The sequence below is a fragment of the Moorena sp. SIO4A1 genome (assembly GCF_010672065.1).
GTDB lineage: Bacteria > Cyanobacteriota > Cyanobacteriia > Cyanobacteriales > Coleofasciculaceae > Moorena.
Map to the genome: position 1 here is coordinate 42,447 of NZ_JAAHHX010000023.1, position 25,403 is coordinate 67,849.

Sequence of the window (25,403 nt, forward strand, 5' to 3'; positions counted from 1 at the left end):
ATGGTGTAATCCTTGTGCATTTTCTAACCCTACTACCTTACCTATCTCTGGTCAACTATTTCAAAGTCACTAAGCACGTCCCAAATGAATGTATTTAAAGTACTCCTAGGCTCTTACTTCTACAAATAAGTTTTTGTACAGTTCACAGTATGTATCTACTTTTCTCACTGTGGAAGCAGCCTGTCTCGCCTCTACCATACTCGACTGACGGGTTTAATAGGTTTGCTCTTCATTTTACAACTCCCTGAGTGACAGAAGAGAGGTAGATGCGTTTGCCCTGCTTCAGTGTGTCAGTTAAGGCTACAAAAAAAATCGAATTTACGAGATAATCAACTAATTCACGAGATAATAAAAAGCTAGTCAGGGTTTAAGGAGTTAGTTAGTGATTCCAGGCGAAATCATTCCCCAAACAGGGGAAATAGAACTCAATGCTGGTCGTGCAACCATCAGAGTACGGGTAGCGAATACAGGCGATCGCCCTATTCAAGTAGGGTCTCACTTTCACTTCTTTGAAGTCAACGAAGCTCTCCAATTTGACCGGGAAGCCACTAAAGGCATGCGCTTAAATATTCCAGCTGGCACCGCTATCCGCTTTGAACCGGGAGACGAACGAGAGGTGGAATTAGTCACTATTGTTGGTAGTCGTCAGGTCTACGGCTTCAATGGCAAAATAAATGGTCAACTTGATAGCTCAACTTGATATATAATTACTATTTTTTTTCTAAAGCAAGCCCTACCCACAGGTAATCCGAGAGTTTGGCCAAGGGGATAAAATTACCCATTACCCATTACCCATTACCCATTACCTATTACCCTCAATCAAGGAGTTATTGATGAGTTATCGTATGGATCGTCGTGCCTACGCCGAAACTTATGGTCCTACCGTAGGCGATCGCATCCGCTTGGCTGATACAGAACTAGTGATCGAAGTGGAACAGGACTACACCACCTATGGTGATGAAGTTAAATTCGGTGGTGGTAAAGTGATTAGAGATGGAATGGGACAATCCCCCATCTCCCGCGCTGAGGGTGCTGTGGATTTGGTGATCACTAATGCCCTCATCCTGGATTGGTGGGGTATTGTTAAAGCCGATATTGGTATTAAAGATGGCAAAATAGTCAACATTGGCAAAGCCGGAAATCCCTACATCCAGGACAATGTCACTATTATTATTGGTCCTAGCACCGAAGCAGTTGCTGGGGAAGGAATGATTGTCACGGCTGGGGGGATTGATGCTCACATTCACTTTATTTGTCCCCAACAGATTGAAACTGCGATCGCATCTGGTATCACTACTATGATCGGCGGTGGTACAGGTCCAGCCACTGGCACTAACGCCACAACCTGTACTCCTGGTGCTTGGAATATTCACCGGATGCTGCAAGCTGCGGATGCATTTCCTGTGAATCTAGGGTTTTTAGGTAAAGGCAATAGTGCCAAACCCGAGGGATTACAGGAACAAGTGATAGCAGGTGCGATGGGATTGAAGCTGCACGAAGACTGGGGGACTACTCCAGCCGCTATTGATACCTGTTTAAGTGTGGCGGATCAGTTTGATGTCCAGGTGGCAATTCATACCGATACCCTAAATGAAGCCGGGTTTGTGGAAAATACCATTGCTGCCTTCAAAAACCGAGTCATTCACACCTACCACACCGAAGGAGCAGGGGGAGGTCATGCTCCAGATATTATTAAAGTGTGTAGTGAAGCTAATGTATTGCCCTCTTCTACCAATCCTACCCGTCCCTATACCCTTAATACCCTAGAAGAACATCTCGATATGCTCATGGTGTGCCATCACCTAGACCGGGGCATTCCTGAAGATGTGGCCTTCGCTGAGTCCCGGATTCGTCGGGAAACTATTGCTGCTGAGGATATCCTTCATGATTTAGGGGCTTTTAGTATGATTGCCTCTGATTCTCAAGCCATGGGACGGGTGGGTGAAGTGATTATCCGTACCTGGCAGACAGCCCACAAAATGAAAGTGCAACGGGGAATGTTATCCACCACTACTGGGGAAACTGGGGAAAATGACAATTTCCGAGCCAAGCGTTACGTTGCCAAGTATACGATTAACCCTGCGATCGCTCACGGAATTGCTAATTATGTTGGTTCCATCGCAGAAGGGAAGCTAGCCGATTTGTGTCTGTGGCGTCCAGCCATGTTTGGAGTCAAGCCAGAGATAGTGATTAAAGGTGGTGCGATCGCATGGTCCCAAATGGGTGATGCCAATGCTAGTATTCCGACACCCCAGCCGATTCATATGCGTCCGATGTTTGGTAGTTTTGGTGGTGCGATCGCAGCCACATCCGTTACCTTTGTCTCCCAAGCTGCCTTAGACCAAGACATCCCAGCTCAAATTGGCTTACAAAAATCTGCTGTTGCCGTTTCCAACACCCGAAACTTGAGCAAGACCGACATGAAACTCAACGATGCCTTGCCACAGATTGAGGTCAATCCAGAAACCTATGAAGTCAGAGCTGATGGGGAATTATTAACATGCGAGCCCGCAACGGTTTTACCCATGGCACAGCGTTACTTCTTATTTTGATAATAGCAGTTATCAATTGGGTGAGGTACAAATCCTTGGGTTTTAGGGAGCAGGGAGCAGGGAGTAGGGAGTAGGTGTAATATTTGTGGAGTTGGAGACCCGGAGCCAGGGAGGGGGGGGAGTGAACAAAAATCCTGTGTACCTGATGAGTATGATAATTGCTATAGCCGTTATAGGGTTTACCATATTTATAAGGTACATTCAACTAGTTACCCCTACTCCCTACTCCCTACTCCCTACTCCCTACTCCCTACTCCCTAATGTTAAGTTTTCTGCTGAACTGACCATAGAGGTATCGAGCTAGAGGTATAACTTAGTTCAGTTTGACAAAAAATTTAACGATGAATCTAAGTATTGCAGCAGTACTCTTATACGGAATCTTAGCCCTGATCGGGGGAATCATGGGCTATGCTAAAGCCAAAAGCAAAATATCTCTCATTTCTGGTATAATCAGCGGTTTATTGCTAATATTTGCTGGAATAATGCAGCTTCAAGGACAACCCTGGGCACAAACTTTAGGGATAGCCGTAGCAGCTGCACTGGTGATTGTGTTTGCCATCCGGCTCGCTAAAACTCGCAAGTTTATGCCAGCTGGACTCATGATCATTGCTGGTGTGGTGTCTCTAGGGGTGATGCTTTATCCAGCTATGGCTTAAAACCAGGCTTTTATATAGTCCCCCCTGAATGCATTTGATCAACCAGAAAAGCACACCATGGATTTTTACACACAGATACCGGATAGGCTAACCGATCGACTAATCTGAGTCTATTTGGTATCTGTGTACATCGGTCTCGTGCTGATAAGAGCAAAATGCCAACAGTCTTAGCCCCTAAACTTCCTTTGAGCTTATTTTTCTTCCTGTCTTCGCAGTTGACTTATGTATAAATCCTATCTATAAATCCTATCTATAAATGCTAAGATTGGGCTAGAAACCCCTATAGCCTAGGCGGTGCTTTACCTGTAACCTTACCAATAGTAATAATTATTAGTCAAGTGTCTCTCACCACAGATATCTATTATAACTCAACCAGTCCAGCCATCGCCAGGACTGCTAACGGTAGCCGTAACTTGGTTTTTGAAGAATTAGCCGAAGTGAGTCCGATGGATCAAGCTGTTTCTCTAGTGTTTATCAATCCCCAAGAGCCTAGTTATGAACCTAGTTATTCTTATTTCCAAGAAGTCCAGTTTAACAATCCCATAAATCTGGAAAATGTGGTCAGACCGACAGTTAATTTTCTTGAAAACCCTCAATCTACCCTACCTGTCGAGAATCTCGTTATTGGTTTTGTCCTAATTTCCATCTTCTCTTTCATATTTATGAAGAGTTCTTGAAAGCTGAAAACCCCCGTGCTTGGGGCGGGGGACGAAAGCTACACCAAGTCTAGTACCTTGCGTTTCTGAGTTAGTAATTTTTAAGGTATAAATCCAGGTTAATTAGCTATAAATAAGAGCTTGAGCAGCCAAACAATTCGGTATTATTTCCAGGAATTATCGATTATTTGGCTGAATTATTATTACTTGTTAAGTGTTAAGTATTACTTTAAAATTGACCTTTGACAAGTAACAAGTAACAAGTGTCAAGTTTAAAACCTAGGAGAGATGTGAATGTCCTACAGTGATTTTAAATCTCTAGACACACTAGCTTCTCTAGGGATTGATATGCTAGAACCTGTGCCATCTCTGATTCAAGCAGACCCAATTTACCCCAGTGACTTTCTTCAGGAAGCTCTCAGACGCTTTGTGCCACTAGCAACTGCTATCAATACTGAAAAAGCTCGCTCTGAATATCTAATCGCTCCTATTTTAAGTGAAATTACAGTCATAAACCCTCGTATTAGTCTGTTTTCTGGCAAAAACTTTAATGTAGATCCAGCACAGGGACTTACTGGATTTTTTGATTTCATCCTTACTGATAACCCAGATAAGTTAACGATCAAAGCTCCAGTGGTGGTAGTGGTAGAGGCAAAAAACGAAAATATTAATGAAGGACTCCCTCAATGCCTCGCCACAATGTATGCAGCTCTATTGGTTAACCAAAAAGAGCCAGAGATGGCTGAGCGAACAGTATATGGAACTGTTACAACCGGACAAGTGTGGCGATTCCTGGCTCTTACACAAGAAGGCAAGGCGATGGTGGATCTTAATGACCGCTATTTAACACCTGTGGATGAGTTACTGGGAGTGCTGGTTGCTATGACAACTCGATAGTTTACTAAGTCAACAGTAACGGTTGGCCTGACATCCAGTTTCGTGGAGGACCTAAAGGATTCCTCAAAGTTCTGGACGATAAAACCTTGGGTTTTGTGGATTTTCAAGGAAATCTGCAATACATCAGTGTCGGTAACTTGTCTGAAAGCGATCGCGTTTTTCTATTTTTGATGGATTACGCTCACCGTCGCCGATTAAAGATTTGGGGAAGAGCTCAAGTTATTGATAACAACCCACAACTGCTCAATCAATATTCCCTAAAACCCAGGACTCTGTACCTCACCCAATTAAAAACCGCTATAAGTAGTCGGACAGGTGATGATAGTAGCAATCTCAAGCAATAATTAGAGATTCCAACAATAAACCTAATTTCAGGAGGTTACCATGCAGATTCATGCAGATTTAAGTCAACGAGTTGTTGTCTATAGCGAAGAGCTACCTTGGGTTGATTCTCCTATGGCCGGTGTACAGCGTCGGATCTTGGAAAGGGATGGAGAGGAAGTAGCCAGAGCAACGTCTCTAGTTCGCTATGAAACTGGTAGTTCCTTTTCTGCTCATACTCATGGTGGTGGTGAAGAATTTCTGGTTTTAGATGGCATATTTTCTGATTAAAAAGGAGATTATCCCCCTGGTACTTATGTCCGCAATCCCGTAGGTTCAAGCCATACTCCTAAGAGTGAATCAGGTTGTACGATTCTGGTGAAACTATGGCAAATGTCTCCTGAAGATCAAGAGCGAGTAGTAATCGATACAACTAACAACTCTTGGGTTCCAGGTTTAGTTAAAGGATTACAGGTAATGCCATTACATACTCATAGTACAGAGAATGTTGCCCTAGTGAAATGGGAACCTGGAACTGTTTTTAAACACCATAGTCATTTTGGGGGAGAAGAAATTTATGTAATTGACGGGGTGTTTGAAGATGAACATGGAACTTATCCTAAAGGAACTTGGATACGTAATCCTCATGGCAGTACTCATACTCCCTTTAGTAAAGAAGGCTGTTTAATTTACGTTAAAACAGGACATTTAAATTAAATGTAAATTTAATTCTAATAGTTTTTATAGCGTTTCTAGGATTTATGAGGTATGGTTATCAACCTCAAAGTCCCCCTTGATAAGGGGGATTTAGGGGGATCCCTTTGTACCTCATGGCATAGATAATTGCTATCTTCCAAATCACTACAGAGATAATATCATGAAACTCAAAAAACAAAATCTTCAAGAATCCACTGACAAAATTTACGACACAATTATTGTGGGAGGTGGCGCAGGAGGTCTCTCTGCGGGAATCTATCTCCAGCGTTACTTACTCAATACTTTGATTATCGATAAAGGCAAAGCCCGCTCTTTTTGGATGCAGGAACTCCACAACTACCTGGGTTTACCTCCCGATACCCCTGGTCGTTCTGTTCTTAGACAAGGTAAAGAGCATTATTTGTCTATCGGTGGCGATTTACTAGATGCTTTTGTCGAAGAAGTAATTGATGAGGGTGAGACCTTTGCTGTGCGAGTAAAAGTCGGTCGAAACAATAGTGAATACTATACCTTTCGGGCTAAATATCTGATTGCTGCTAGTGGCATTATTGACTATTTGCCAGCCTTGTAAAATATGCGAAATGTCTATGATTACGCAGGTTATAACCTCCAGGTCTGTCTCATTTGTGATGGTTATGAAATGGCTGATAAAAAGGTGGGGGTATTTGCTAGCACTGCAGGTAATGCGGAAGTAGTTTTTCCTCTGGGTTGGTTTACTTCTGAAATTACTTTATTTACCCAAGGATTGTTCGAGGTAAATGATGAATTGGGACAAAAAATACAACAACAGGGTTATCAAATCATAGAAACCCCAGTTGAGCAATTTTTAGGGGAAGACCATCAGATGACTGGAGTGGAATTAACCGATGGTCGAGTAATTGAGTTAGAAGCTGGCTTGATTTCCATGGGTTCCAAATACCATGCCCAATATCTAGATACATTTGATTTGGAGAAAAAGGGAGGGAATCTGGTTACAGATAAGATGGCCCGCACTTCCCATCCTCGTATCTTTGCCATTGGTGATTTAAAGGTAGGACTGAATCAGGTTGTCATTGCTGCTGCCGATGGAGCATTAGCAGCTACTCAAATTTGGCGGGATATCCGTCGTAGTCAGCCTCCCAAAGCCGCTAATACCGATAGGGTTTTGCGGTGATTAGGTTTAGCAGCTGCAGATCCTGAATGTCTGAGTTTGAGGCAATTTTTCCTTTCCTTTGCCTGCTATATTATGTTGATGCAGTCGCTGCCCATGAGCGACTGCATTGCTTGTGGAAGTGGTACAATTTGTTGTACGTTAGTAAAATGACTCATGAAAATTATCAGTGTCACCGAAGCTAGAGCCAATTTGTTGTGTCCTTTTACTTAACCCATGTAAGGCTCAATACTGCTGACCCAATCTTAATCTGATGGGTGGCTTTTTGGTTAGTATTTTCCAATACCTGCTTAGCCTGATCAGCTTGTTTTAGTTTTGTAATTAACTCATCTAACTTCAGTGCTGGTTGTCGTAGATAAGAAACAAGATAATCATGCACCAATTGATAGCGGTGAGCAACAATATCCGGTACCTTAACCACCAACCCCGACTCTACTAAAATCCTTAACACCAACTCTAATTTATCAGCTTCTGTTCCTAAATGATTAGCTAACTCAGCCTTGGTCTTCAGTGGACGATTCCCTTTTTCATCTGTCAGTAAATATAGCACCAGTTCCGCCACCTGCTGATTCTGTGGTCCACAATCCTCCACTACTCCAGTCAAATACCGCGCCATCAATCCTTGCTTTGAACCCCCTTCCCAATATTGTTCCAAGGTAGTAATACTTTCCGCCTGCAATTGCGCTCCTACTACCTGCAATTCAATCGGACGTACTTCCGAGAACTCCCCAGCTAAATCCTGTACCAATTCTTCAATCAAAGCTGGTTCCAGGTAAAAATGCGATTGTTTAGTTAATTGCTCAATCACCGACTTGGCATCATCTCGGGAAAAATTCCCTAAAGGATAGCGCACATGCTTACTCAATATGTCATTGCCAATAATTTCCATACTCAGCATGGGATTAGCGCTACCCGACCATGCTGCGCGTTCGCTGAAAGCGGGACTCTCGGCAGAGCCGACGCTACGCGAACGTCCATCGCATTCGAGTAAATAATGGAGATAATCCTCCCGCATCGACAGAATCACCTTCACTGACGGAGTATTAAGACACTCTCCTAGGAATTCAAAAAATTGCCGTCGCTCAGCTTTATCCAGGTAAACAAAGAAAAATTCTTCAAACTGGTCAAAAATCAGTACTGTCCGCAAATTGTGCTGTTCATTTTGCCGCAATTGCTGTATAATAATATCTGGACTTTGTAGAGATGTTCCATGCAATGTCTCTAAATTTATTCTATTTAATGCCTCTGCCAATAACCGTCCCAATTCTTCTACCCAATTGCTATAGACTGCCATCACTACAGGCAACACATCTTCTGTACCAATCACAGTCTGTTTCAACCCTGGTACTAATCCCCCATTCACCAGAGAACTCTTGCCCACCCCCGATTCCCCATGAATCACAATTAGCTTGTAATCATTGCTTCCAATCCGTTCAATCAAGCGATTCACATCCTGCTGTCGCCCAGATGCCGCAATTTCTAGCGCTATAGTTTTTCTATTCTCCTCCTCTAGGGGGGCAAGGCGTTGCGCTCCGATCAAATTTGTTGGCAACCCCACCAACCTTATCCGTTGTCGTGGCTGTAATCGACTAGCACCAATAAACCCTCCCCAACCATACTGTTGCGCTAACGATTGTTGATATTGCTTAAGTTGGAAAGCTTGGAGATACTGCCCCTGCTGGAAATAAAGCGATCGCAATCCCTGCAAAATCCGACTGTAAAACCGAGGATTATCCTGAGGTGCAATAACCCTTGCCTGTTCTAGGTGTTGGAGTGCAGCTTCAGCTTCACCTAGCCGTTGCTCAGATTGAGCTAACAGTAGTAGATACAGACTAGTTTGAAGTGAGTGCATTGTCTGGAGTGCATTCTCCTGAATGCCGACTCCTGAGTTAAGACATGGTTTTGTGCCCTCTGTACCCTCTGTTTCCTCTGTTTCCTCTGTGCCCTCTTGTGCCACACCAGAGGAAACTGTCGCTATAGTGTCTAATGCTTTCTGAGCATTTTGCTTAGCCTCTTGCCAACGAGATTGGTTAAGAGCGACTTCTGCTAAAAATCCGTAAGCTTGGGCTTTTAGTGGTGCCAGACCTTGCGCCCCTAATAGGATTTGGCGTTGCTGTAACCCTAGGGCATTGTGAGCTAAGTGATACAAATCATCCCAATCCTCTAGACGTTGCATCACCTCACCTAGTTGATTGATCAACTTAGTGACTAAATCATGACGATTCAACTGCTCAAACCTATCAAGACACTGCTGGAATAATCCTCTAGCATCGTTCCAATAGAGACAGTTTTCTGGTTCCCGAGACTTTTCCCCCTGCTGGAAATAACACAACCCAATGTAAAACAGGACGATTCCCTGACGCTCCAGGAATTGCTGATCAGAAACGGTAATCTCATTTACCGTAGTATCACTCCCGTTTTCTAAGTTATTTATATCTTCTAAATTATCTAGATATTCTAAGTTATTTACATCTTCTAAGTTATCTAGATATTCTAAGTTATTTACATCTTCTAAATTATCTAAATTAGATGAAGAAACATTTTTCCCACTCTCCCCATCTCCTGATCTCCTGATCTGGTAATCTCCCCATCTCTCAGTCTCCCTTGGCGCTGGTTGCCAAAATGCCAAACTTTGCTCATAGTGAGTTACTGCACTACCCAACTGAGAGTTAGCATAGGCCTGTTGACCGCGAAGGAATTCTATACTAGCTTTGAGCGCAGGTTCTAGGGTTTCACCGCGATGCTGTAAATCCTTCAGAGCAGCATCAATTTCCCGGTAACGTAGAATACCTATATCAGTAGGGACAAAATATGCTATAATATTAGATTTTAAAATATAGTCAAAGATAGCATCGGTAGTCTCTTTGAGTTCAGTAATTAAGGTTTCTGTTGCGATCGCGTAGCGGTTCCAAAGGAACATCGCAAATTCTATCGGTGTCCCCAAACTCTCGAAATCTGGAGCAAACTGGGTTAGTTGCTGCTGAACCTCATCTGTAATCCATAACACTAAGGGGAAAGGAAGATTTTTCTGAAACTCTTCGAGCACTTGATTAGTAACACTCAGCATCTGTGCTAGATTCTGCACCGATTCTAAGCCCAACACCATCACAGCACTAGGGCGTTCTTCTCCCACTATTGACCGAATGGTGTCATAGAGCACGTTGTCTGATGGCTTAAGGGTTACGGTATGAATGTCAAGGTCCCAGAGTGTTGATAATTGCGCTACCAAACGGAAACGCACCCTAATATAATTACAGCGGGCTAAAATCAGCTTGAACTGTCCCTGAGAGGCTTCTACTGCCGACGCCAGTTTTTTCAGGGCATGCTGATTATCAGTTGCGATCGCATTAGAGTTATCCATCGACCAATGTAGGGTCTTCCCGCCATTTAAGTAGCCATCTCAACTCTCAACTCTAACATCCAAACTCCAAAAAGGGACGCCAAGAGCCAACAACCCTCAACCACCGATTGCTAGGATAACTGTTGCAAAGCCAGTCACATTCAGACGGTCTTCGTTATATAAGGTAGTACGCACTACTAAATCGAGATAAACTCTAGGGCGTAATTCTCCTCGCCAACTAATCGAGTCACCCCCTTGGCGGTAGGGAGACTCTCCGGTCGGTAATCCACCCAACTGCGCACCTTTGTCGGTTTTGCCGGTATAACTCAAAGTGGTACCAGGAATTGTTTCTCCCTGCTTGACTCGGTATAAAACTGGAACCTTGTAAACCACTAGACTGGGGTTTGTTTGAGCCGGTACCTGCGGTACCCAACCAGGTTTAGAAGATACCCCATCTACCGTTAGACGAACAGTACCACCAGCCTGTAGGCGTTCATCACTATAAACTAATACCCGCTGGTTGAGGCGCATTTCGACTCCCCTCAGAGGACTTCCAGTCCAGTCTAGAGAGTCACCACTGCGCTTAAATGCCCGCTGTCCATTGATCAACACTTCAGCAGTTTTATCCTCCGTCCTACTGATGTACCGAATATCAGTCCCTGGTATCAATGAACCAGCTTTCACCTCCTGCCTAACTGGTCCTTTGTAGACCAAGGTAGAGTTTGACCGAGGCTGCCGTTCCAATAGACTGCAACTAGTTGTGGTAGGGACAACAGCCAACAGCACCGCTGTGGCAATTAGTAAACGTTTAAGCAAACTGAGTGCTGAGTTTTGAGTGCTCAGTCCATTGTCTTGAGTGCATTTTCCGGCGTTGCTGAATAATGGAATGATTTTAAGAGTGAGGTAGAATGGGCATCTTGGTGGAACTGGCATCTTGCGTAGAACTGGCATCTTGCGTAGAACTGGCATCTTGCCAGTTTCCTCCTTATTTCGCGCGGGCAGGATGCCCACTCTACTCCTATTCATTACTTGATTGAGCAACGCCCATTTTCCTAAGTCGTAAGACGTGCTCAAGACTGAATCACCTAGTTTATGCTCAGCTCTTGCAGTGTAGGATCTGTTTTCCAAGTCAGGTTTCATGTTTGGCCTCTTTTACATGCAAGCTTGCCCCCCGATCTTCGGTGAATATTGGGGGATAACCTTTTGCCTTTCTTAATTCCTACTATAGCGATTACCAAAACCTATCTGGCTTGGTTAACATCAAATTGGTCACAGTTTCTGCAGTGAGGGCTTCATCAAATAATAATCCTTGTCCATATTCACATCCTAAATCTTGCAAAATGTCTTTTTGTTCTTGGGTTTCTATTCCCTCAGCAATTACCTCAATTTTTAGCTTTTTAGCTAGATTAACTATCGCTTCTAGCGTATCAAAAGTTTTGCCATTTTTTTGAAATCCTTTGCTAAGAAAAGAACGGTCAATTTTCAGGATATCAATTGGCCAATCATTTAGATAGGAAAACGATGAGTATCCGGTGCCAAAATCATCGATACACAATTTTATATTTCTGTCTTTAAGTTTCTGCAAGATAGTGCTAGCAACTGAGGCATTATCTACCAACACACTCTCAGTAATTTCCAGCTTCAAGTTCGCCCCACTCAATTCTAAGGTGGTGCAGATTTGGTCAATCTGGTCAATCAGCTGGGGTTGGTTGAGTTGAATACCAGACAGATTCACACTGATACTCAAAGAAGAATAATCAGGAAACTGGTCTTGCCAAAAGCTTAACTGTTTGCAGGCTTCCCGCAAAATCCATTCCCCAAGGGGGATAATTAGTCCTGTTTCTTCTGCTACCGGAATAAACTCACTAGGACTAACCTTGATGCGAGTACGGTGCTGCCACCTCGCCAAGGCTTCAAAACCAATAGTTTTGCCCGTTGTCAGGGACACAATTGGTTGATAATTCAGATGCAATGTTTCGTATTTAATTGCCTGTTGTAAGTCGGTTTCTAACTGTAGTCGCTCAATAGCTCTCTGTTGCATACTAGGATGAAAAACTTCTGAGGAGCCAATACCTTCTAATTTGGCATAATACATCGCCGTATCTGCCGCTCGCAGCAAATCTTTCGGTTGCTCATACCCCATGGTACTCAGGACAATACCAATGTAGCAATTAGAAGACACGACTCGCCCATTGAGTTCAAATGGGATGGAAATCTCCTGATGGATACGCTCAGCTGTCTCTTTCACCTGATCTAAGTCTTGGATATTCGAGAGCAAAATCCCAAATTTATTCTCTCTCATCTGTGCCACTATATCCTGATCACCGATGCATTTCTGTAAGCGTTGAGCAGTAGCAACTAGGAGTTGTTCACTGAGTAGATCACCTAGACTGTATTGGATAAGTAGGTAGCGACTGAGAGTCAGACATAGCACAGCAAATACATTATCCTTCTGAGTGTTTCCAACAATTGGTTCATCCCAGCAAAGAGTTGGTAGAATCGGGTATGCCATCGGTAGACATTTGCGATTGTGAATTGGCTTTACTGGCTTAAACCACTGGCGAAGGTAGTATAAAAACAATGTCCGATTAGGCAAACCGGTCAATTCGTCATAAAACGTCAGGTCTTGTAACCTCTTGATTGCCTTCCGGTAATTTTTGCGCACCTTTGCTTCTCTTAACTCCCGCTCCACCGCCGGAACTAATCGTGCTAACTGGTGTTTAAGTAAATAGTCATGGGCTCCCGCTTTCATAGCAGCGATTGCCATATTTTCCTTAATCGAGCCGGAGACGATAATAAACGGTAAGTCTAAGCCTTTTTTTTGTAAGAGGAGTAAGGCACTAATGGCGCTAAACTTAGCCATGAAGTAATCAGCAATCACCAGATCCCACCCTTTATTATCTAGGGCTTCGTTCATTGCTCCTGGTGCTTCCACTCGTTCATAAATTGCTTCGTAGCCACCATTTTTTAGTTCAACCACTAGCAACTCAGCATCATCTTCTGAGTCTTCGACAATCAAAACTCGCAGTGGTTTATTCATAGATTTACCCTATCTATTCATCAATAATTTTCTACTTGATTAGAAAGATTGTGTCTTAGGAGATAAGTAATCTCCTTATAGAAATACAACTAGCTTAAGTTTACCTCATTTTGATGTAATTAATGGGCAAATTTTGATGAGTATACATGATCCAAAATTCAGAAATCAGGACAATAATTTAGCAAGGTTAGTGGGAGGAGCAATAACGATTAGTGGATTCCCAAGCCAATTTCTCCTAAAAATTCCTGGAAAATCAATTATTCTGACTCGAAGCTCCTAACTCGAAGCTTTTGACTCGGAGGATAGTTGGTTATGTATAATTCAGGTAATTTTAGGTTTAATCCCAACAGATCTAGAACTAGTTAAAACAATTGAACTATCCTCCGCGTCAAGCACAGGAGATTATAATTGGTTATAAGAAAAGCAGGCTTCAACTACCGACTTTAGTATAGGTGCGCTTGACCCATTAAGAATTAAATTCGCCACGGGTCGCACCTCCTGTTGACCTTGGTGAACAGGAGGTGCTTTGTAGTGCGGATTATCCTGGAAATCTTTGCAAAGTTGACCATAGGAATACTCTTGTGTTTTCGACCAACTCGGTACATATCATAAGCATCAAAGTAAGTGTAATACTGACAGTTTTCGTTTAGAAGTCTGTCTTACTGCCTACCAAGCCTGCTTGTACATGTTGTTGGCTGGTTCACACCATAAAACAAGTAGGTCATTAGTTTCATCTGGTATGTTCCCAGACAATAATCCAGATAATAATATTTTCTTTGTCCCGTATTGCACTAGTTAGATCACCTCCTAATCACAAACAAAGTAGACCAGGGGTGTGCATCCCCTAACTTATTTTCATCCCCCGCGTCAAGCATGGGGGCAAACAAGCTGCGATTTCTGTAAATTCAATTCCTAACAGCTTAAATTTACTAAGCGCCATAATTAACCTTAGCCATCTTCAATCCTGAATTTTCATAAAAAAGAAACCCATGGCTGCCATTTTGCCATTTTTATGTTTGGATTTGCATTAAAAATGAAACACATGGCTGCCATTTTGCCATTTTTATGTTTGCAAACAGATCATCAATTGTAATTTAACTAGTGCTAATCATTAGATCAGTAGTGATGGCCATAGTTTTCAGGTGTGGAGGAGACGAAGCAATGGTGTTATTATAACCAATAATTTGTGAAGGGTGGAAAGGTAAAATAAAAGGTTGCTCCATCGGGTCACCGCTAACTCTCGAAAGCTCTAGCAAATCGTCAATGAGTTTCCACATATGCTGACTGTTAGCAGATATACGTTGGAGATAGACTAATCCTATAGCCAACGACTAGCAATTGGCATCCGCCAGCCAGTACCAAAGGCGCGGTCAGTAACCTTTAAGCCTGGGGCAGCTTGTCGGCGCTTAAATTCAACACGAGCGACTAGTCGGATGATTTTGTTAACCACTTCGGGCTGATGACCTGCATCAATAATTTGCTCCGGGGCTTGGTGCTGGTGGATCAGTCGCTCCAGAATATCATCTAGGATATCGTAGGATGGCAAGGAATCTTGGTCTACTTGACCAGGTTTTAATTCAGCGCTAGGGGGCTTAATTATAATGTTAGAAGGAATAATTTCTGTTTGGCTTAAAGGTTGTTCGCCTTTGGCGTTCGAGTCAGTTAGGTTAGCCGGTTGAGGCTGATCAGGTTGAAGGTTAGAAGAGGAGTCTGAAGGTTCAACCTTGACCCTACTAACCTGCAAATCCTGATTAACCTGGGACTCCTCTGCCTTAGAATTTAGCCACCGACATAGGGAGTAGACCCGGGTTTTGGGAACATCGGCAATTACAGCTAATCCACCATTCATATCACCATAGAGGGTACAGTAACCCACTGCCATCTCTGACTTGTTGCCAGTAGAGAGCAGGAGATAGCCAAATTTATTAGCGATCGCCATCAGTAAGCTGCCCCGAATTCGGGATTGAATATTCTCTTCAGCCACACCAAACTCTGTCCCGGCAAATAGGGAGGCTAAGGTTTGGTCAAACCCCTGCATCAAGGAACCAATAGCTAGGGTGTGAGTCTTAATACCTAGGTTTTGTGCTAATGAGAGAGCATCTTTGACGGAGTGGTCAGAACTGTACGGAGAAGGCATGAGAATCCCCAAGACATTGTCTGCTCCTAAGGCGGCGGTGGCAATAGCAGCTACAAGAGCAGAATCAATCCCACCACTCAAACCAATTACGACTTTTTTAAAACCACACTTACGGGTGTAATCCCGGACTCCTAGGACTAAGGCTGACCAAATTTCTTCGTCTAGGCTGGCTGGGGCTGGTGCTATGGCTGCCGATGGTGGAGACTGTATAGTTGTTTCTGGTGGGGTGACCAGATCCTGTGTTTCTCGGTCATATTCCAAAATGACTAAGTCTGTTTCAAAGGCACGGGCGCGACATACCATCTCACCAGCCTGATTAAATGCTACACTACACCCATCAAATATCAGGTCATCATTGCCTCCTAGCTGATTGGCGTAGAGGATAGGTGTATGGTAACGGCTAGCGCTATGGCGCAACATTGCTTCCCGAGTTTTCTGTTTACCCGCGCTATAGGGTGAGGCGGACAGGTTTACCACTAGGTCTACACCCTGTTGAACTAAGTCTGTGATGGGATTGACTTGATAGCTGCGTTTGCCCCAAAACTCTTCATCGTTCCACAAGTCTTCGCAAATGGTAACACCGATTTTAATTGGGGAGTGGGCATTCTCAGTTGTGATTCGTGATGGTTGGTGATCAATGGTGAAGGAATTACTCTCCCGTCCTGGTTCAAAGTAGCGGTTTTCATCGAAAACATCATAGGTGGGCAAGAGTCGCTTGTGAAAAATCTGCCGTACTTTTCCCCCCTCTAGTAGAGCAATGCTGTTATATAAAGGTTTGCCACCAGCAAGCTCTGCTTTGGTATTCGGTGTTACTGTCCCCACCAAAACCGCTAGAGACATTGGTAGCTGCTGAGCTAGTTGTTGCACTTGTGTAGTCATCGACTCTCGAAACTTGGGATTGAGCAGCAAATCTCGTGGTGGATAGCCACACAAGGATAATTCTGGTGTCAGCAACAGACGCACATCCTGACTCGCAGCAGTCTTGGCTACTTCAAGAATCTGTTGAGCGTTGCCTGTAATATCACCAATGGTGGGGTTGAGTTGAGCGATCGCAATCTTCATCATTTTTGCTTGTTTTTTATAGTTTAGGCCATCTACTTCACACAATCTTTAGTAATCTGGGTTTGGTTAGTAATTAAAGGCGAAAATATACAGTTTATATCGTATATAAAAATTTTTTTTATATAAAAAGTAACTGGCTCATGATTAGCATTTTTCTTGGAAATTGCTTGGCTGGTTTTATTCTTTGATTACCTTGGAAAATAAACTCCAAAGCTTGCTGCTGATATCTTTGAACAATTTCTGGACAAACATAAATTTTAATAATTCCTAATACCGGTAATTATATAGGCATCTCATTTATGAAAATTTAATCGTTATATTTATTGATATTTAATTTAAAAATAATCCTAGGATTTTAACGAAATTAAACATAAACGTAAACTCGAACGTAAACCCTAACGCAAACCTAATACTTGATAGTGTAGATTAAGTAATCAAAAATAAATCATGAACGTAGAAGAACTCGAAAACCGTTATCGAGAAGAGATTCAAAGTCTAGCCAACCAACTTCAAAATGCAGTTCTCGGACTGTCTCAGACAGAAGCAAAAATTGCTAAGATGGGACGGTCTATAGAGAACCTGAGCGAAATCCTTCAGGAATTTCTCCTACAGCAGAATCAAAAAAACTAATTCCATGACTGATGAGACAATCAATGTCAATGATTTCCTTAACAGGACTTACGCAACAACCTTATCTGTAGGGTGCGTTATTAACCAACCCTACTTACTACTTAAGGGAACTTCTGGCCTAGTTTTGCGTAAGTCCTGCCTAAGACTTCAAACTCATATCATCTCCGGTACCATCGGTATTGTATACCACAAGAGTGTTTGGCAGGGGGCTCAACTTTGTGGCTCTCAAGACAAATGACAAAAAAAGCTGACTGGATATCAATTGGTTATTTCTTCCTCTATGGCTTGTTCTATTTCTCTGAGAAGCGCTGGTTTGACTAGATAACGACGAGCTCCTAGTCTGAGAGCTCGCTTTTTGTCTGCTGGGAAGGAGTAGGCAGAAAGGATAACTATAGGGATTGTTGCCCATTGGGATTTCTTGAGTTTTTCGATCAAGGTAAAGCCATCAACTTCTGGTAATTTGAGATCCAGCAGAATCAAGTCAGGTTGAAAGTCGGCGAGGTCTCGTTTAATGGTTAACCCATGGGGTAAAGCGCAAACGTCATACCCTTGCAACTGAAGGTATTCAGTGATAACTTCTCGATTAAAATCGTCATCCTCAATGAATAGGATTTTATGAACCACAATTACAGATGTTTTTTCATTGCTAAATAAATACCAACGGTTTATCCTTTAAACGAGCATATGCCTCCGCATCAAAGCGGTCCAAAATTCATGGACGATCTGCTCCCTGAGAGACTTTTCAACTAGTATCAGCCAGGAAGCATAGCTTTAAAAGACGAGGGCTAAAATTGTAATAATCAGAGACGTTTTCCCAAAAAAATGTGGTGTACAGTCGATAAATAGTATAGATATTTTTGAGGGTAAATACATCTCGGAACAGGTCAAAGGCGACAGAATTGTCTGCCAATTTGTTGCGCAAATGCCGATAACCATAGTCCAAAATTTGATTATGGTCAAAGGCGAGCTGCGGCACATGCTCGATGGAATACCAGGCAATACCACTGACATCATCTGTGTTGAATTTAGCTTCTTCTAGTCGCTCTAGGGCAAAGTAACTGACGGATAGGTAACCCATGGCGTAGTGGTGGTTATAGGTAACCTCGACTCTAACCAATTTTGGTTGATAACGACCTAGTTCTCCGAAAGTGTACAGTTGCTCTAGGTTCACGTTGTTAACTCGAATTTTCTCTGCCCAAATCCGTTCGCGTAGCGTGGCCAAACGCGCCCCGCGTGGCCCAAAGGCCAAGGCCAATCGGCAGCATGGTCTAATGATTCTCCGTCCCACACCAAGGTTCCTGGTAAACTCGATTTACCGAGGAAGGCTTCCTCTTGGAGTACCAAAAGGCGGCTTTGTTGGGTATTGACGGAAAAAATCACATGACGGGCCCTGACCTGGAGGTTGGCTAGAGCTGGTAGTTTGACCTTTATATTGCTGCTTTGGGTCATTGGTACAACTGCTCTTGATGGATATAGTCCTTAACCAGAGGAGTCAGTGCTGTTGTATCACCATTCTCACGATACGCTGTAGAGGAAACTGATGGTACCGTAATATTAGCGATCGCTAATTGTGCTCCTAGATGCTTCAACTTTTCTAAACTAGCCTGATCTACTCCATATCCTGAACGAGGTATCACCAGCAACTGTACTTGTTTTAACAATTGTTCAATTTGATACCAACGGGGCATCTGACGGACTAAATCAGTACCAATCACCAGAGTCAAGTTTGCCTGTAATCCCCAGCGCTGTTTAACTAGTGCTATGGTTTCCAAGGTTCTCGGGCTACTCAAGTCGGGGCTGACACGGATCGGATTTTGATACGGGTCAATCTCCTCAATCAGTAACGTGAGCATTTGGGAACGTTGTTCTAGGGTGGTCTGATGAGACTTGAATGGATTATCTGAGGCCCAAACCACCACTTGGTCATAGTGATGGGATAGCCACTGGAGAATGGCTTGATGAGCACAAGTTGGGGGATCTGCACTGGTACCAAACAGGGCAATATTGACCATAGTTAGTTAAAAGTTAGTTAAAAGCTCAAAGGGGTTTGAGATTAGGTTTGCTCTTCAGCATCTAGTGCGTGAAAAGTGATCTAAGCCTAGCGTTGGGTTTTAGCTTCAGAATTATAAAATTTAAACGCGCCACGGATTAGGGTACACTCAAAGGAAACAGAATGCGATGGACTTCGTCCCGCTTTCAGCGAACGCTTGAACTGCTACAAGCTATATATAGCTTATTTGCTTAACTCCTGATACAAATGGTGATAGCCCCCTAGTTGAAAGACTTTTGTCAATCAACTAGGGGGCATGACAGTAGGTACAATCGACAGAACCTGAGAAATGGGGCAACTCAAATAGGATTTACCCAGAACTCCAACTGATCAGGACTTACCTAGTAACTCCCTTGAGTAAGGTGAGTTGATAACTCACCCTACTAAGCTGTCGCCTATTTAACTTGTCTATTTTTGAATAAGCGGGAAAAACTCTACAATCCTCTCCCCTTGACGATTCAATTTATAAATCAATTAGATGTAAAGGCGACCGATATATGCCTGATATAGATGCCTGACAGCTGACTTCCCCCTCTTCCCGCTGTTCCATCTGTTCCATCCCACCACCAATCATCTCTCTAAAAGTGCAACGCCCCTCAAACTGTGGGAGTTTCAACCGCCCGTTCGCTTAGCGTGGCCAAACGCGCCCCGCGTGGCCCATTCGCGTAGCGTGGCCAATAGGCCAAGGCCAAGGCCAATCAACTGCTGCGATCTCACCTCCATTGCCTAGGCCCTATTGTTTCAAAATAAACACCGGATCCTGAAAGTTTAATTCAATGCCCTCCTGGTCAAAGAAATCCTTGATCATTTTACGAAGCACTAGCTTAATCAGGCGGTGCTTTCCAGGTTTAACTTTGGTAACGGTTCTTATGGACAGATCAAAATCCCCAAAGTCCTCGATTCCATCCACCTTGGTCGGTTCAATTACCTCGGAATACTTCTCTTTTAACTGGTGTCCCACCTTTTCGATCACCCTGTACACATGATCCAGGTCAGCATCATATTCTATCCCAACTTCCACTACAGCATAGATATAGTCCTTGGAGTAGTTGGTAATTGAGCCAATATCCCCGTTCCGAATAATATGCATTTGACCATTGAAGTGTCGAATACGGGTAGTTCTCAGTTCAATCGCCTCCACAATCCCCTCGGCTTCCCCTGTTTGGATATAGTCACCTACCAGGTAGTAGTTTTCAAAGAGAATAAAGAATCCACTAACCATATCGTTAATGAGATTCTGCGCCCCAAGACCGACCGCTAGCCCCACAATGCCAGCACCCGCTAGGATTGGGGTGGCGTCAATTTCTATGGTATCGAGGATCAATATACCCGAACCGAAGTAAATCAAGTACTTCAGTAAACTCTCTAGTATGGGAATAATCGTTAACCGCTTCTTTCGCTGCACATCAGTCAGCTTCGGGGACCTAAGCAGTGCTTCTTCGAGGAACAAATTGGCGATCACGATCAAGCCACGACTCAGGAAGATGATACCGATAATTTTGACAGCTTTCGATCCATAGGTGGCTAAGTTAGCAATTATCTCTACTTGCTCAACCACCAGGGTGGCCATGGTAACATAGATTATATATTCTAGGCACCCCTTAAAGAAAGGAATCCGATGCCTGAGATTGCTATAGAATCGCAGGATATTATCAGGGCTAGAGTATTGAACAGTCAGGTTGTCTATGCTATCGATAATGACCACGATGGATCTCAGAATGAGCAACCCGATTCCAATAATCAGATAGATGTTAAGAAGAACGTACAGATACTTAGTTGTGGATTCTGGCACTTTCAGAAACTGGGTACACCAGATTAGGGAAAGCAGCCAGAGTCCACTGGTAAGGATTTTGGTTAAGTAACTGAACAAATCCTCAATGCTTTCATCACTAGCAGTGATTTGTTCTAGTTTCTTTGCCCGAACGCAGCCATAGTTGAGCAAACGCTGCAAGGGTTTCATGGCGAACGCAACTAGCATCAGAAGGCAGATGCATTTGCCTAACCCAGTGCCAAGGGTTATCCAGAATCCTTTGGGAATATTGCTCACTAACCCAAGTGTGTATTCCTTGAGGTCTTTCCCGCGATAGATCAGCCAACCGTTGCCACCAACAATTAGAAGGCATAGCGCTATACAACAGATAACGATCAGCGCCTGGAGGTTCTGGCGGAGGTTTCTAGCATTGCTGTTCACCTTTTGGAACCAAGCAACTCTGATCAGTTGCTTGAATAGTATACCCACCAGCCAGTTGACTAGACAGAAAACTACGATGACCAGGCTGACTTCAGCCAAGATAATAATTATGTTGTTCACTTAACAAATTAGCTCAACCTTTCAGTATAATACAATACTTTACTTATTAAATATAAATTATATTCTTAACTACAATTAAATTGATACCACTACAGGAAGGTTCATCCACCGCCTCATAGCCAGAAGTTCATGAAGGTTTCAAAAGGTTTTTCTTGACAGTGTTCCATGGACAGGAGACCTCTAGGTCGATCTGCGCCATTTGATCACAACTTGAGCTCAGATCATCAGTTGAGCTTAATTTCACATTATTTCACATTTATTTCACATTTATTTCATAATTAATCCCTGTTGTTACTTATGCTTCATAAGCTTTGCTTAAAAGGTTTAATGGTGTATTGTTTTATTTAATTAAAGAATTAAACAAGTATCTAAACCTGGAAAAGCGAACATTCAGATGAGAGCAACAGAAGTTAACCCTTCCAAAGCTGACGGCTGAGGAGCTGATAGATGAATAGTTACCACCTATTAGTTTATCGAATTTATAGCACGGAAGTGCCGGTGATATCCCTGAGGATCTTAGCTAAAGCAATTGCTATGGCTCTATTACAGAAAATAGGGAATAGGGAATAGGGAATAGGGAATAGGGAATAGGGAATAGGTAAAAAATTATGTCTACCTCATTAATATCATAACCGCTATATTAAAAATAAGTAATAGATATAATAAAGTCAATAGAGAGAATAAAATTAAAAAAATATTGATTAAATTGCCACCTAGTTTATTCTAAAAGTCCTAAGGGATGTTTTTTTTAGACAAGGTTGATTGTAAAAAGGTTGACTTGGCTATAATTCAGTCTATTAATCATTGATCATTGATCATTTTTCACAAGCCTTTATCCTGTTTTAAATAATTTTATTGACAGTTCTAATTCGTGGTTTTTAGAAAGGTTTAATCGCCGCCATTGCAGCAAGGGCGTGATTGCCCACTCGCGAAGCCAGGTAAGGTTGAACGCGATGGACGAAGTCCCGCTTTGCTGCGAAGCGCGTGGCCTTTTGGCCAAGGTTTGAAGGTTGATGGTTTGAAGGTTGAAGGTTGAAGGTTGAAGGTTGAAGGTTGAAGGTTGAAGGTTGATGGTTGATGGTTTGATGGTTGATGGTTTGATGGTTGATGGTTAATGGTTTGATGGTTGATGGTTGATGGTTTAAGATAGAAGGTTTGATGGTTGATGGTTTGAAGGTTTGATGGTTGATGGTTGAAGATTAGAGGGTTAACAACTGAAAGCCGGATGTATAACTGGCAACCTGTAACGTTAAACATGTAACATGTAACCTGTAACGTAAAATATAAACTTTATAACGTTAAACCTGTAACCTGTAACCTTGGCCAAAAGGCCACGCTACGCGAACAACCTGTAACCTTGGCCAAAAGGCCACGCTACGCGAACAACCTTCAACCTGTAACTTTCAACCTGTAACTTTCAACCTGTAACCTTGGCCAAAAGGCCACGCTACGCGAACAACCTGTAACCTGTAACGTTAAACCTGTAACGTTAAACCTGTAACCTGTAATCTGTGACCATTCAACTGATCAGGTGATATATGCTAAAAAAAGCCATCGTATTAGTATCTATAGTACTGCTTGCCTGGGCTACAGTTGTAGCAATTGATACCTTCGAGGGATATCAAGAGAGGATAACCATTGCGATCGCAGCTCCGTTAAGCAATGCTAGTGAATCAGCCCAACGCTCAGGCAGAGCAATGGTAGACGGTGCTCAACTTTACATTAAGCAAGTTAACAAGGCTGGCGGTGTTAAGGGGAAAAAATTTAAGCTTGAAGTTTATGATGACCAAGGCAATCCGGATGTGGCACAGCAGGTTGCGAAGAAGATTGCTCAATCAAATGCGATCGCAGTGATTGGTCATTACAGTAGTGGGGTATCTACGGCTGCTGGCAAAGTTTATCAAGACTATAAGATTCCTGCGGTGACCGGCTCAGCTACTGCTGATGGGGTCACCCAATCGAACAGTTGGTATTTTCGCACCATTTTTTCTAACAGTGCTCAGGGTACTTTTATTGCCAATTACATCAAAAAGATTCTGGGATCTTCAAAGATTAGCCTAGTTTCCAGCAGCAGCAGCTATGGCTTGACCTTAGGGAAGACTGTTGAAGAGACGTTTCAGGAGTTAGGGGGAGAAGTAGTCAGTAAGTGGGTATTAGGGGATGATATAGACCAAGGCATAGAAACGATTTATCAAGATTTATTGGCTTTAAAAAATAGTGGGAAAGACCCAGGAGTGATTGTGATGACAGCGAATCGCAATCAAGTGGCTGGATTAATTGCCAAAATGAAGAGTTCTGGGATGGATTTCCCCATTTTTGGCGGTGACTCTTTAGCAGAAATATCCCTGGCGCAACGGTTTGAATACTCCCCAGAGGAGAAGGATGAACCAGGCTTCTTTACCAATGGAATTTATGCCATTGCTCCGATTATTTTTGACATTTCTGATGATGGGGGTCAACAGTTCAGAAACGAATTTGAAAAGCAGTACAAACAAGCGCCGGGATGGGTGGCGACTTGCTATTATGATGCGGCAAAAGCCATTGTTGAGGCAATTAAACGCTCTGATATTACCTGGGACGATTTACCGAAAGACCGTTTGATGCTTAAAGAAAGCTTAGCAACTATTAATAGCCAGGAAACGGCGTTCAAGGGGGCAACCAGAAATATTTATTTTGACTATTATGGTAATGCAGTAGCACCCGTTTTTGTGGGTATTTTTGATAGAAGAAATTTTATTTCAGCATTTAGCCAGCTGCAAATAATCCCGGACTTACGGGCTGTTGCTAATCTGGAGGAACAGCTCGACAGTGGTGAAATTGTAAAGGTTGGTAATAACTATATGGTAAAAACCCATATCGTTTACACCGGGATGGATATCAATGAGATTAGTCACATAGATGAAAAAACCTCCTCATATTTGGTTGATTTTTTCATTTGGTTTAGGTACCAAGGGGATATTACAGCCGACCAAATCGAGTTCACAAATTATGGCATTGAGCGGCTAGATTCAGGAGAAAAATTGACCTTAAAAGAACCGATAGATACAGATTTAAACAATGATATAAAATATAAAGTATACCGGGTTAAAGCCGATTTTCATGAAAAGTTTGATTTTCACGATTACCCGTTTGACCTTCAGACCCTATCAGCGAGATTTCGACATCTCAACCTAACTCGGGACAAGCTAATTTATGTAGTGGACTTCGTGGGAATGAGAGATACCACTACAGAAGAAGTTCTCAAAAATTGGAAGACAGCTAAAGTGTTTGATCAGATTACCGATTGGAGTGTTGAGAGTGCTGCCTTTTTCCAGGATACGGTGATTAACAATTCCACGTTGGGCAATCGACGATTTATAGACACAGATTCGGATATCGAATATTCTCGATTCAATGTGGTTATTAAAATCAAGCGGGATTTAGTCAGTTTTAGTATCAAGAATCTTTTGCCTCTACTATTTTTTGTGGTGGTGGGATACCTGTTTATGTTTCTCCCCTTCGATCACATGTCCGTAGAAGCAGTAAGTGGCTTGCTACTAGCGATTGTATTTTACCATCTAAGCTTGATAGAAGGACTACCGGAGGGGGTTGGCTATGTAGTGGCTCTCGACTATGCCTTTTATATCGTTTACATACTCAATGGCTTACAGTTGTTGATGGTGGTGATTGGGAATAGTGAGGGGTTTCAGTCTGGTAAAATCAAGATTAGCAAATTAATGGAGTTTGGAAGAGTGGCGTTTCCAGTGATTTTGGTAGTTTATACGTCTCTTCTGTGCTGGCGGTATTTGTAGTTATTTGTTATAGCGGTTTACGATTTTATTAAGTACATATTTCTGGTTTTTTAGGGAGCAGGGAGTAGGGAGTAGGGAGTAGGAAATAGAGCA

At 42.8% G+C, this 25,403-nt stretch carries 24 protein-coding genes and 2 pseudogenes; 14 read left to right on the forward strand and 12 right to left on the reverse strand.

All coding sequences use genetic code 11. The features are described 5' to 3' along the window. Positions 1 to 382 precede the first annotated feature (382 nt). The 11 genes and pseudogenes from F6K53_RS16735 to F6K53_RS45875 all read left to right on the forward strand — a co-directional run bounded on the left by F6K53_RS16735 (position 383) and on the right by F6K53_RS45875 (position 6,952). On the forward strand, positions 383 to 700 hold the full coding sequence (locus tag F6K53_RS16735; RefSeq protein ID WP_293024769.1) for an urease subunit beta: 318 nt from the start codon (positions 383 to 385) through the stop codon (positions 698 to 700). Positions 701 to 833: 133 nt separating this feature from the next. Next, entirely contained in the window at positions 834 to 2,552 is a 1,719-nt protein-coding gene (ureC, locus tag F6K53_RS16740) for an urease subunit alpha (RefSeq protein WP_293039903.1), read from the forward strand. 145 nt (positions 2,553 to 2,697) lie between these two features. Then, positions 2,698 to 2,856, forward strand: a complete 159-nt coding sequence (locus tag F6K53_RS16745) for a hypothetical protein (RefSeq protein WP_293081382.1) — start codon at positions 2,698 to 2,700, stop codon at positions 2,854 to 2,856. A 37-nt stretch (positions 2,857 to 2,893) separates the two neighbouring features. Then, positions 2,894 to 3,208, forward strand: a complete 315-nt coding sequence (locus F6K53_RS16750; RefSeq protein ID WP_293024780.1) for a TMEM14 family protein — start codon at positions 2,894 to 2,896, stop codon at positions 3,206 to 3,208. A 338-nt stretch (positions 3,209 to 3,546) separates the two neighbouring features. Then, positions 3,547 to 3,885 carry a hypothetical protein gene (locus F6K53_RS16755; protein WP_293039906.1) on the forward strand — a complete coding sequence of 113 codons (339 nt, stop codon included), beginning with the start codon at positions 3,547 to 3,549 and terminating at the stop codon, positions 3,883 to 3,885. Between the two features lie 273 nt (positions 3,886 to 4,158). Further along, the gene (locus F6K53_RS16760; protein WP_293039909.1) at positions 4,159 to 4,761 is read left to right on the forward strand and encodes a hypothetical protein; all 603 of its coding nucleotides are present in this window, start codon (positions 4,159 to 4,161) and stop codon (positions 4,759 to 4,761) included. 20 nt (positions 4,762 to 4,781) lie between these two features. Next, positions 4,782 to 5,105 (forward strand): annotated as a pseudogene (locus F6K53_RS16765) (pyridoxamine 5'-phosphate oxidase family protein); the annotation flags it as partial. A 40-nt stretch (positions 5,106 to 5,145) separates the two neighbouring features. Beyond that, positions 5,146 to 5,460: pseudogene (locus F6K53_RS16770) on the forward strand (cupin domain-containing protein); the annotation flags it as partial. Then, on the forward strand, positions 5,461 to 5,799 hold the full coding sequence (locus F6K53_RS16775; protein ID WP_293024778.1) for a cupin domain-containing protein: 339 nt from the start codon (positions 5,461 to 5,463) through the stop codon (positions 5,797 to 5,799). A 160-nt stretch (positions 5,800 to 5,959) separates the two neighbouring features. Next, positions 5,960 to 6,370, forward strand: a complete 411-nt coding sequence (locus F6K53_RS45870) for an FAD-binding protein (protein ID WP_364303352.1) — start codon at positions 5,960 to 5,962, stop codon at positions 6,368 to 6,370. A 3-nt stretch (positions 6,371 to 6,373) separates the two neighbouring features. Beyond that, on the forward strand, positions 6,374 to 6,952 hold the full coding sequence (locus F6K53_RS45875) for an FAD-dependent oxidoreductase (protein ID WP_364303355.1): 579 nt from the start codon (positions 6,374 to 6,376) through the stop codon (positions 6,950 to 6,952). A gap of 202 nt (positions 6,953 to 7,154) precedes the next feature. Here F6K53_RS45875 and F6K53_RS16785 read toward each other — a convergent pair whose 3' ends face one another. From F6K53_RS16785 to F6K53_RS16805, 5 genes are all read right to left on the reverse strand, one after another. Then, positions 7,155 to 10,310 (reverse strand): hypothetical protein, encoded by a 3,156-nt coding sequence (locus tag F6K53_RS16785; protein WP_293081385.1) that lies wholly within the window; start codon positions 10,308 to 10,310, stop codon positions 7,155 to 7,157. Positions 10,311 to 10,406: 96 nt separating this feature from the next. Then, complete coding sequence (locus F6K53_RS16790) at positions 10,407 to 11,363, reverse strand: hypothetical protein (protein ID WP_293081386.1); 957 nt, start codon at positions 11,361 to 11,363, stop codon at positions 10,407 to 10,409. Positions 11,364 to 11,520: 157 nt separating this feature from the next. Then, entirely contained in the window at positions 11,521 to 13,329 is a 1,809-nt protein-coding gene (locus F6K53_RS16795; protein WP_293039646.1) for a GGDEF domain-containing response regulator, read from the reverse strand. 1,094 nt (positions 13,330 to 14,423) lie between these two features. Beyond that, complete coding sequence (locus tag F6K53_RS16800) at positions 14,424 to 14,606, reverse strand: hypothetical protein (protein ID WP_293024753.1); 183 nt, start codon at positions 14,604 to 14,606, stop codon at positions 14,424 to 14,426. A 41-nt stretch (positions 14,607 to 14,647) separates the two neighbouring features. Next, a complete protein-coding gene (locus F6K53_RS16805) occupies positions 14,648 to 16,528 on the reverse strand; it encodes an NAD+ synthase (RefSeq protein ID WP_293069618.1) in 1,881 nt (626 codons plus the stop codon). A 447-nt stretch (positions 16,529 to 16,975) separates the two neighbouring features. On the opposite strand from F6K53_RS16805, the gene F6K53_RS16810 reads away from it, so the two are divergent. Both F6K53_RS16810 and F6K53_RS16815 read left to right on the forward strand, forming a co-directional pair. Next, a complete protein-coding gene (locus F6K53_RS16810; protein ID WP_293039650.1) occupies positions 16,976 to 17,158 on the forward strand; it encodes a hypothetical protein in 183 nt (60 codons plus the stop codon). A gap of 4 nt (positions 17,159 to 17,162) precedes the next feature. Next, positions 17,163 to 17,396 carry a hypothetical protein gene (locus F6K53_RS16815; protein WP_293024749.1) on the forward strand — a complete coding sequence of 78 codons (234 nt, stop codon included), beginning with the start codon at positions 17,163 to 17,165 and terminating at the stop codon, positions 17,394 to 17,396. Between the two features lie 20 nt (positions 17,397 to 17,416). Here F6K53_RS16815 and F6K53_RS16820 read toward each other — a convergent pair whose 3' ends face one another. The 7 genes from F6K53_RS16820 to F6K53_RS16845 all read right to left on the reverse strand — a co-directional run bounded on the left by F6K53_RS16820 (position 17,417) and on the right by F6K53_RS16845 (position 22,776). After that, positions 17,417 to 17,782 (reverse strand): response regulator, encoded by a 366-nt coding sequence (locus F6K53_RS16820; protein WP_293024747.1) that lies wholly within the window; start codon positions 17,780 to 17,782, stop codon positions 17,417 to 17,419. Positions 17,783 to 17,900: 118 nt separating this feature from the next. After that, complete coding sequence (locus F6K53_RS45880) at positions 17,901 to 18,407, reverse strand: NUDIX hydrolase (protein WP_364303361.1); 507 nt, start codon at positions 18,405 to 18,407, stop codon at positions 17,901 to 17,903. Then, positions 18,326 to 18,607, reverse strand: a complete 282-nt coding sequence (locus F6K53_RS45885; RefSeq protein WP_364303364.1) for a hypothetical protein — start codon at positions 18,605 to 18,607, stop codon at positions 18,326 to 18,328. Before F6K53_RS45885 ends, F6K53_RS45880 begins: the two co-directional genes overlap by 82 nt. After that, entirely contained in the window at positions 18,604 to 19,170 is a 567-nt protein-coding gene (locus F6K53_RS16830; protein WP_293069575.1) for a nicotinate-nucleotide adenylyltransferase, read from the reverse strand. Before F6K53_RS16830 ends, F6K53_RS45885 begins: the two co-directional genes overlap by 4 nt. Before the next feature lie 501 nt (positions 19,171 to 19,671). Next, entirely contained in the window at positions 19,672 to 19,824 is a 153-nt protein-coding gene (locus tag F6K53_RS16835) for a hypothetical protein (RefSeq protein ID WP_293069577.1), read from the reverse strand. Between the two features lie 117 nt (positions 19,825 to 19,941). Beyond that, positions 19,942 to 21,519 carry a mechanosensitive ion channel family protein gene (locus F6K53_RS16840; protein ID WP_293024740.1) on the reverse strand — a complete coding sequence of 526 codons (1,578 nt, stop codon included), beginning with the start codon at positions 21,517 to 21,519 and terminating at the stop codon, positions 19,942 to 19,944. An 888-nt stretch (positions 21,520 to 22,407) separates the two neighbouring features. Further along, complete coding sequence (locus tag F6K53_RS16845; protein ID WP_293069579.1) at positions 22,408 to 22,776, reverse strand: hypothetical protein; 369 nt, start codon at positions 22,774 to 22,776, stop codon at positions 22,408 to 22,410. Between the two features lie 281 nt (positions 22,777 to 23,057). Here F6K53_RS16845 and F6K53_RS16850 point away from each other — a divergent pair, with 281 nt between their 5' ends. After that, positions 23,058 to 25,310, forward strand: a complete 2,253-nt coding sequence (locus F6K53_RS16850) for an ABC transporter substrate-binding protein (RefSeq protein WP_293069581.1) — start codon at positions 23,058 to 23,060, stop codon at positions 25,308 to 25,310. Positions 25,311 to 25,403: the final 93 nt, after the last annotated feature.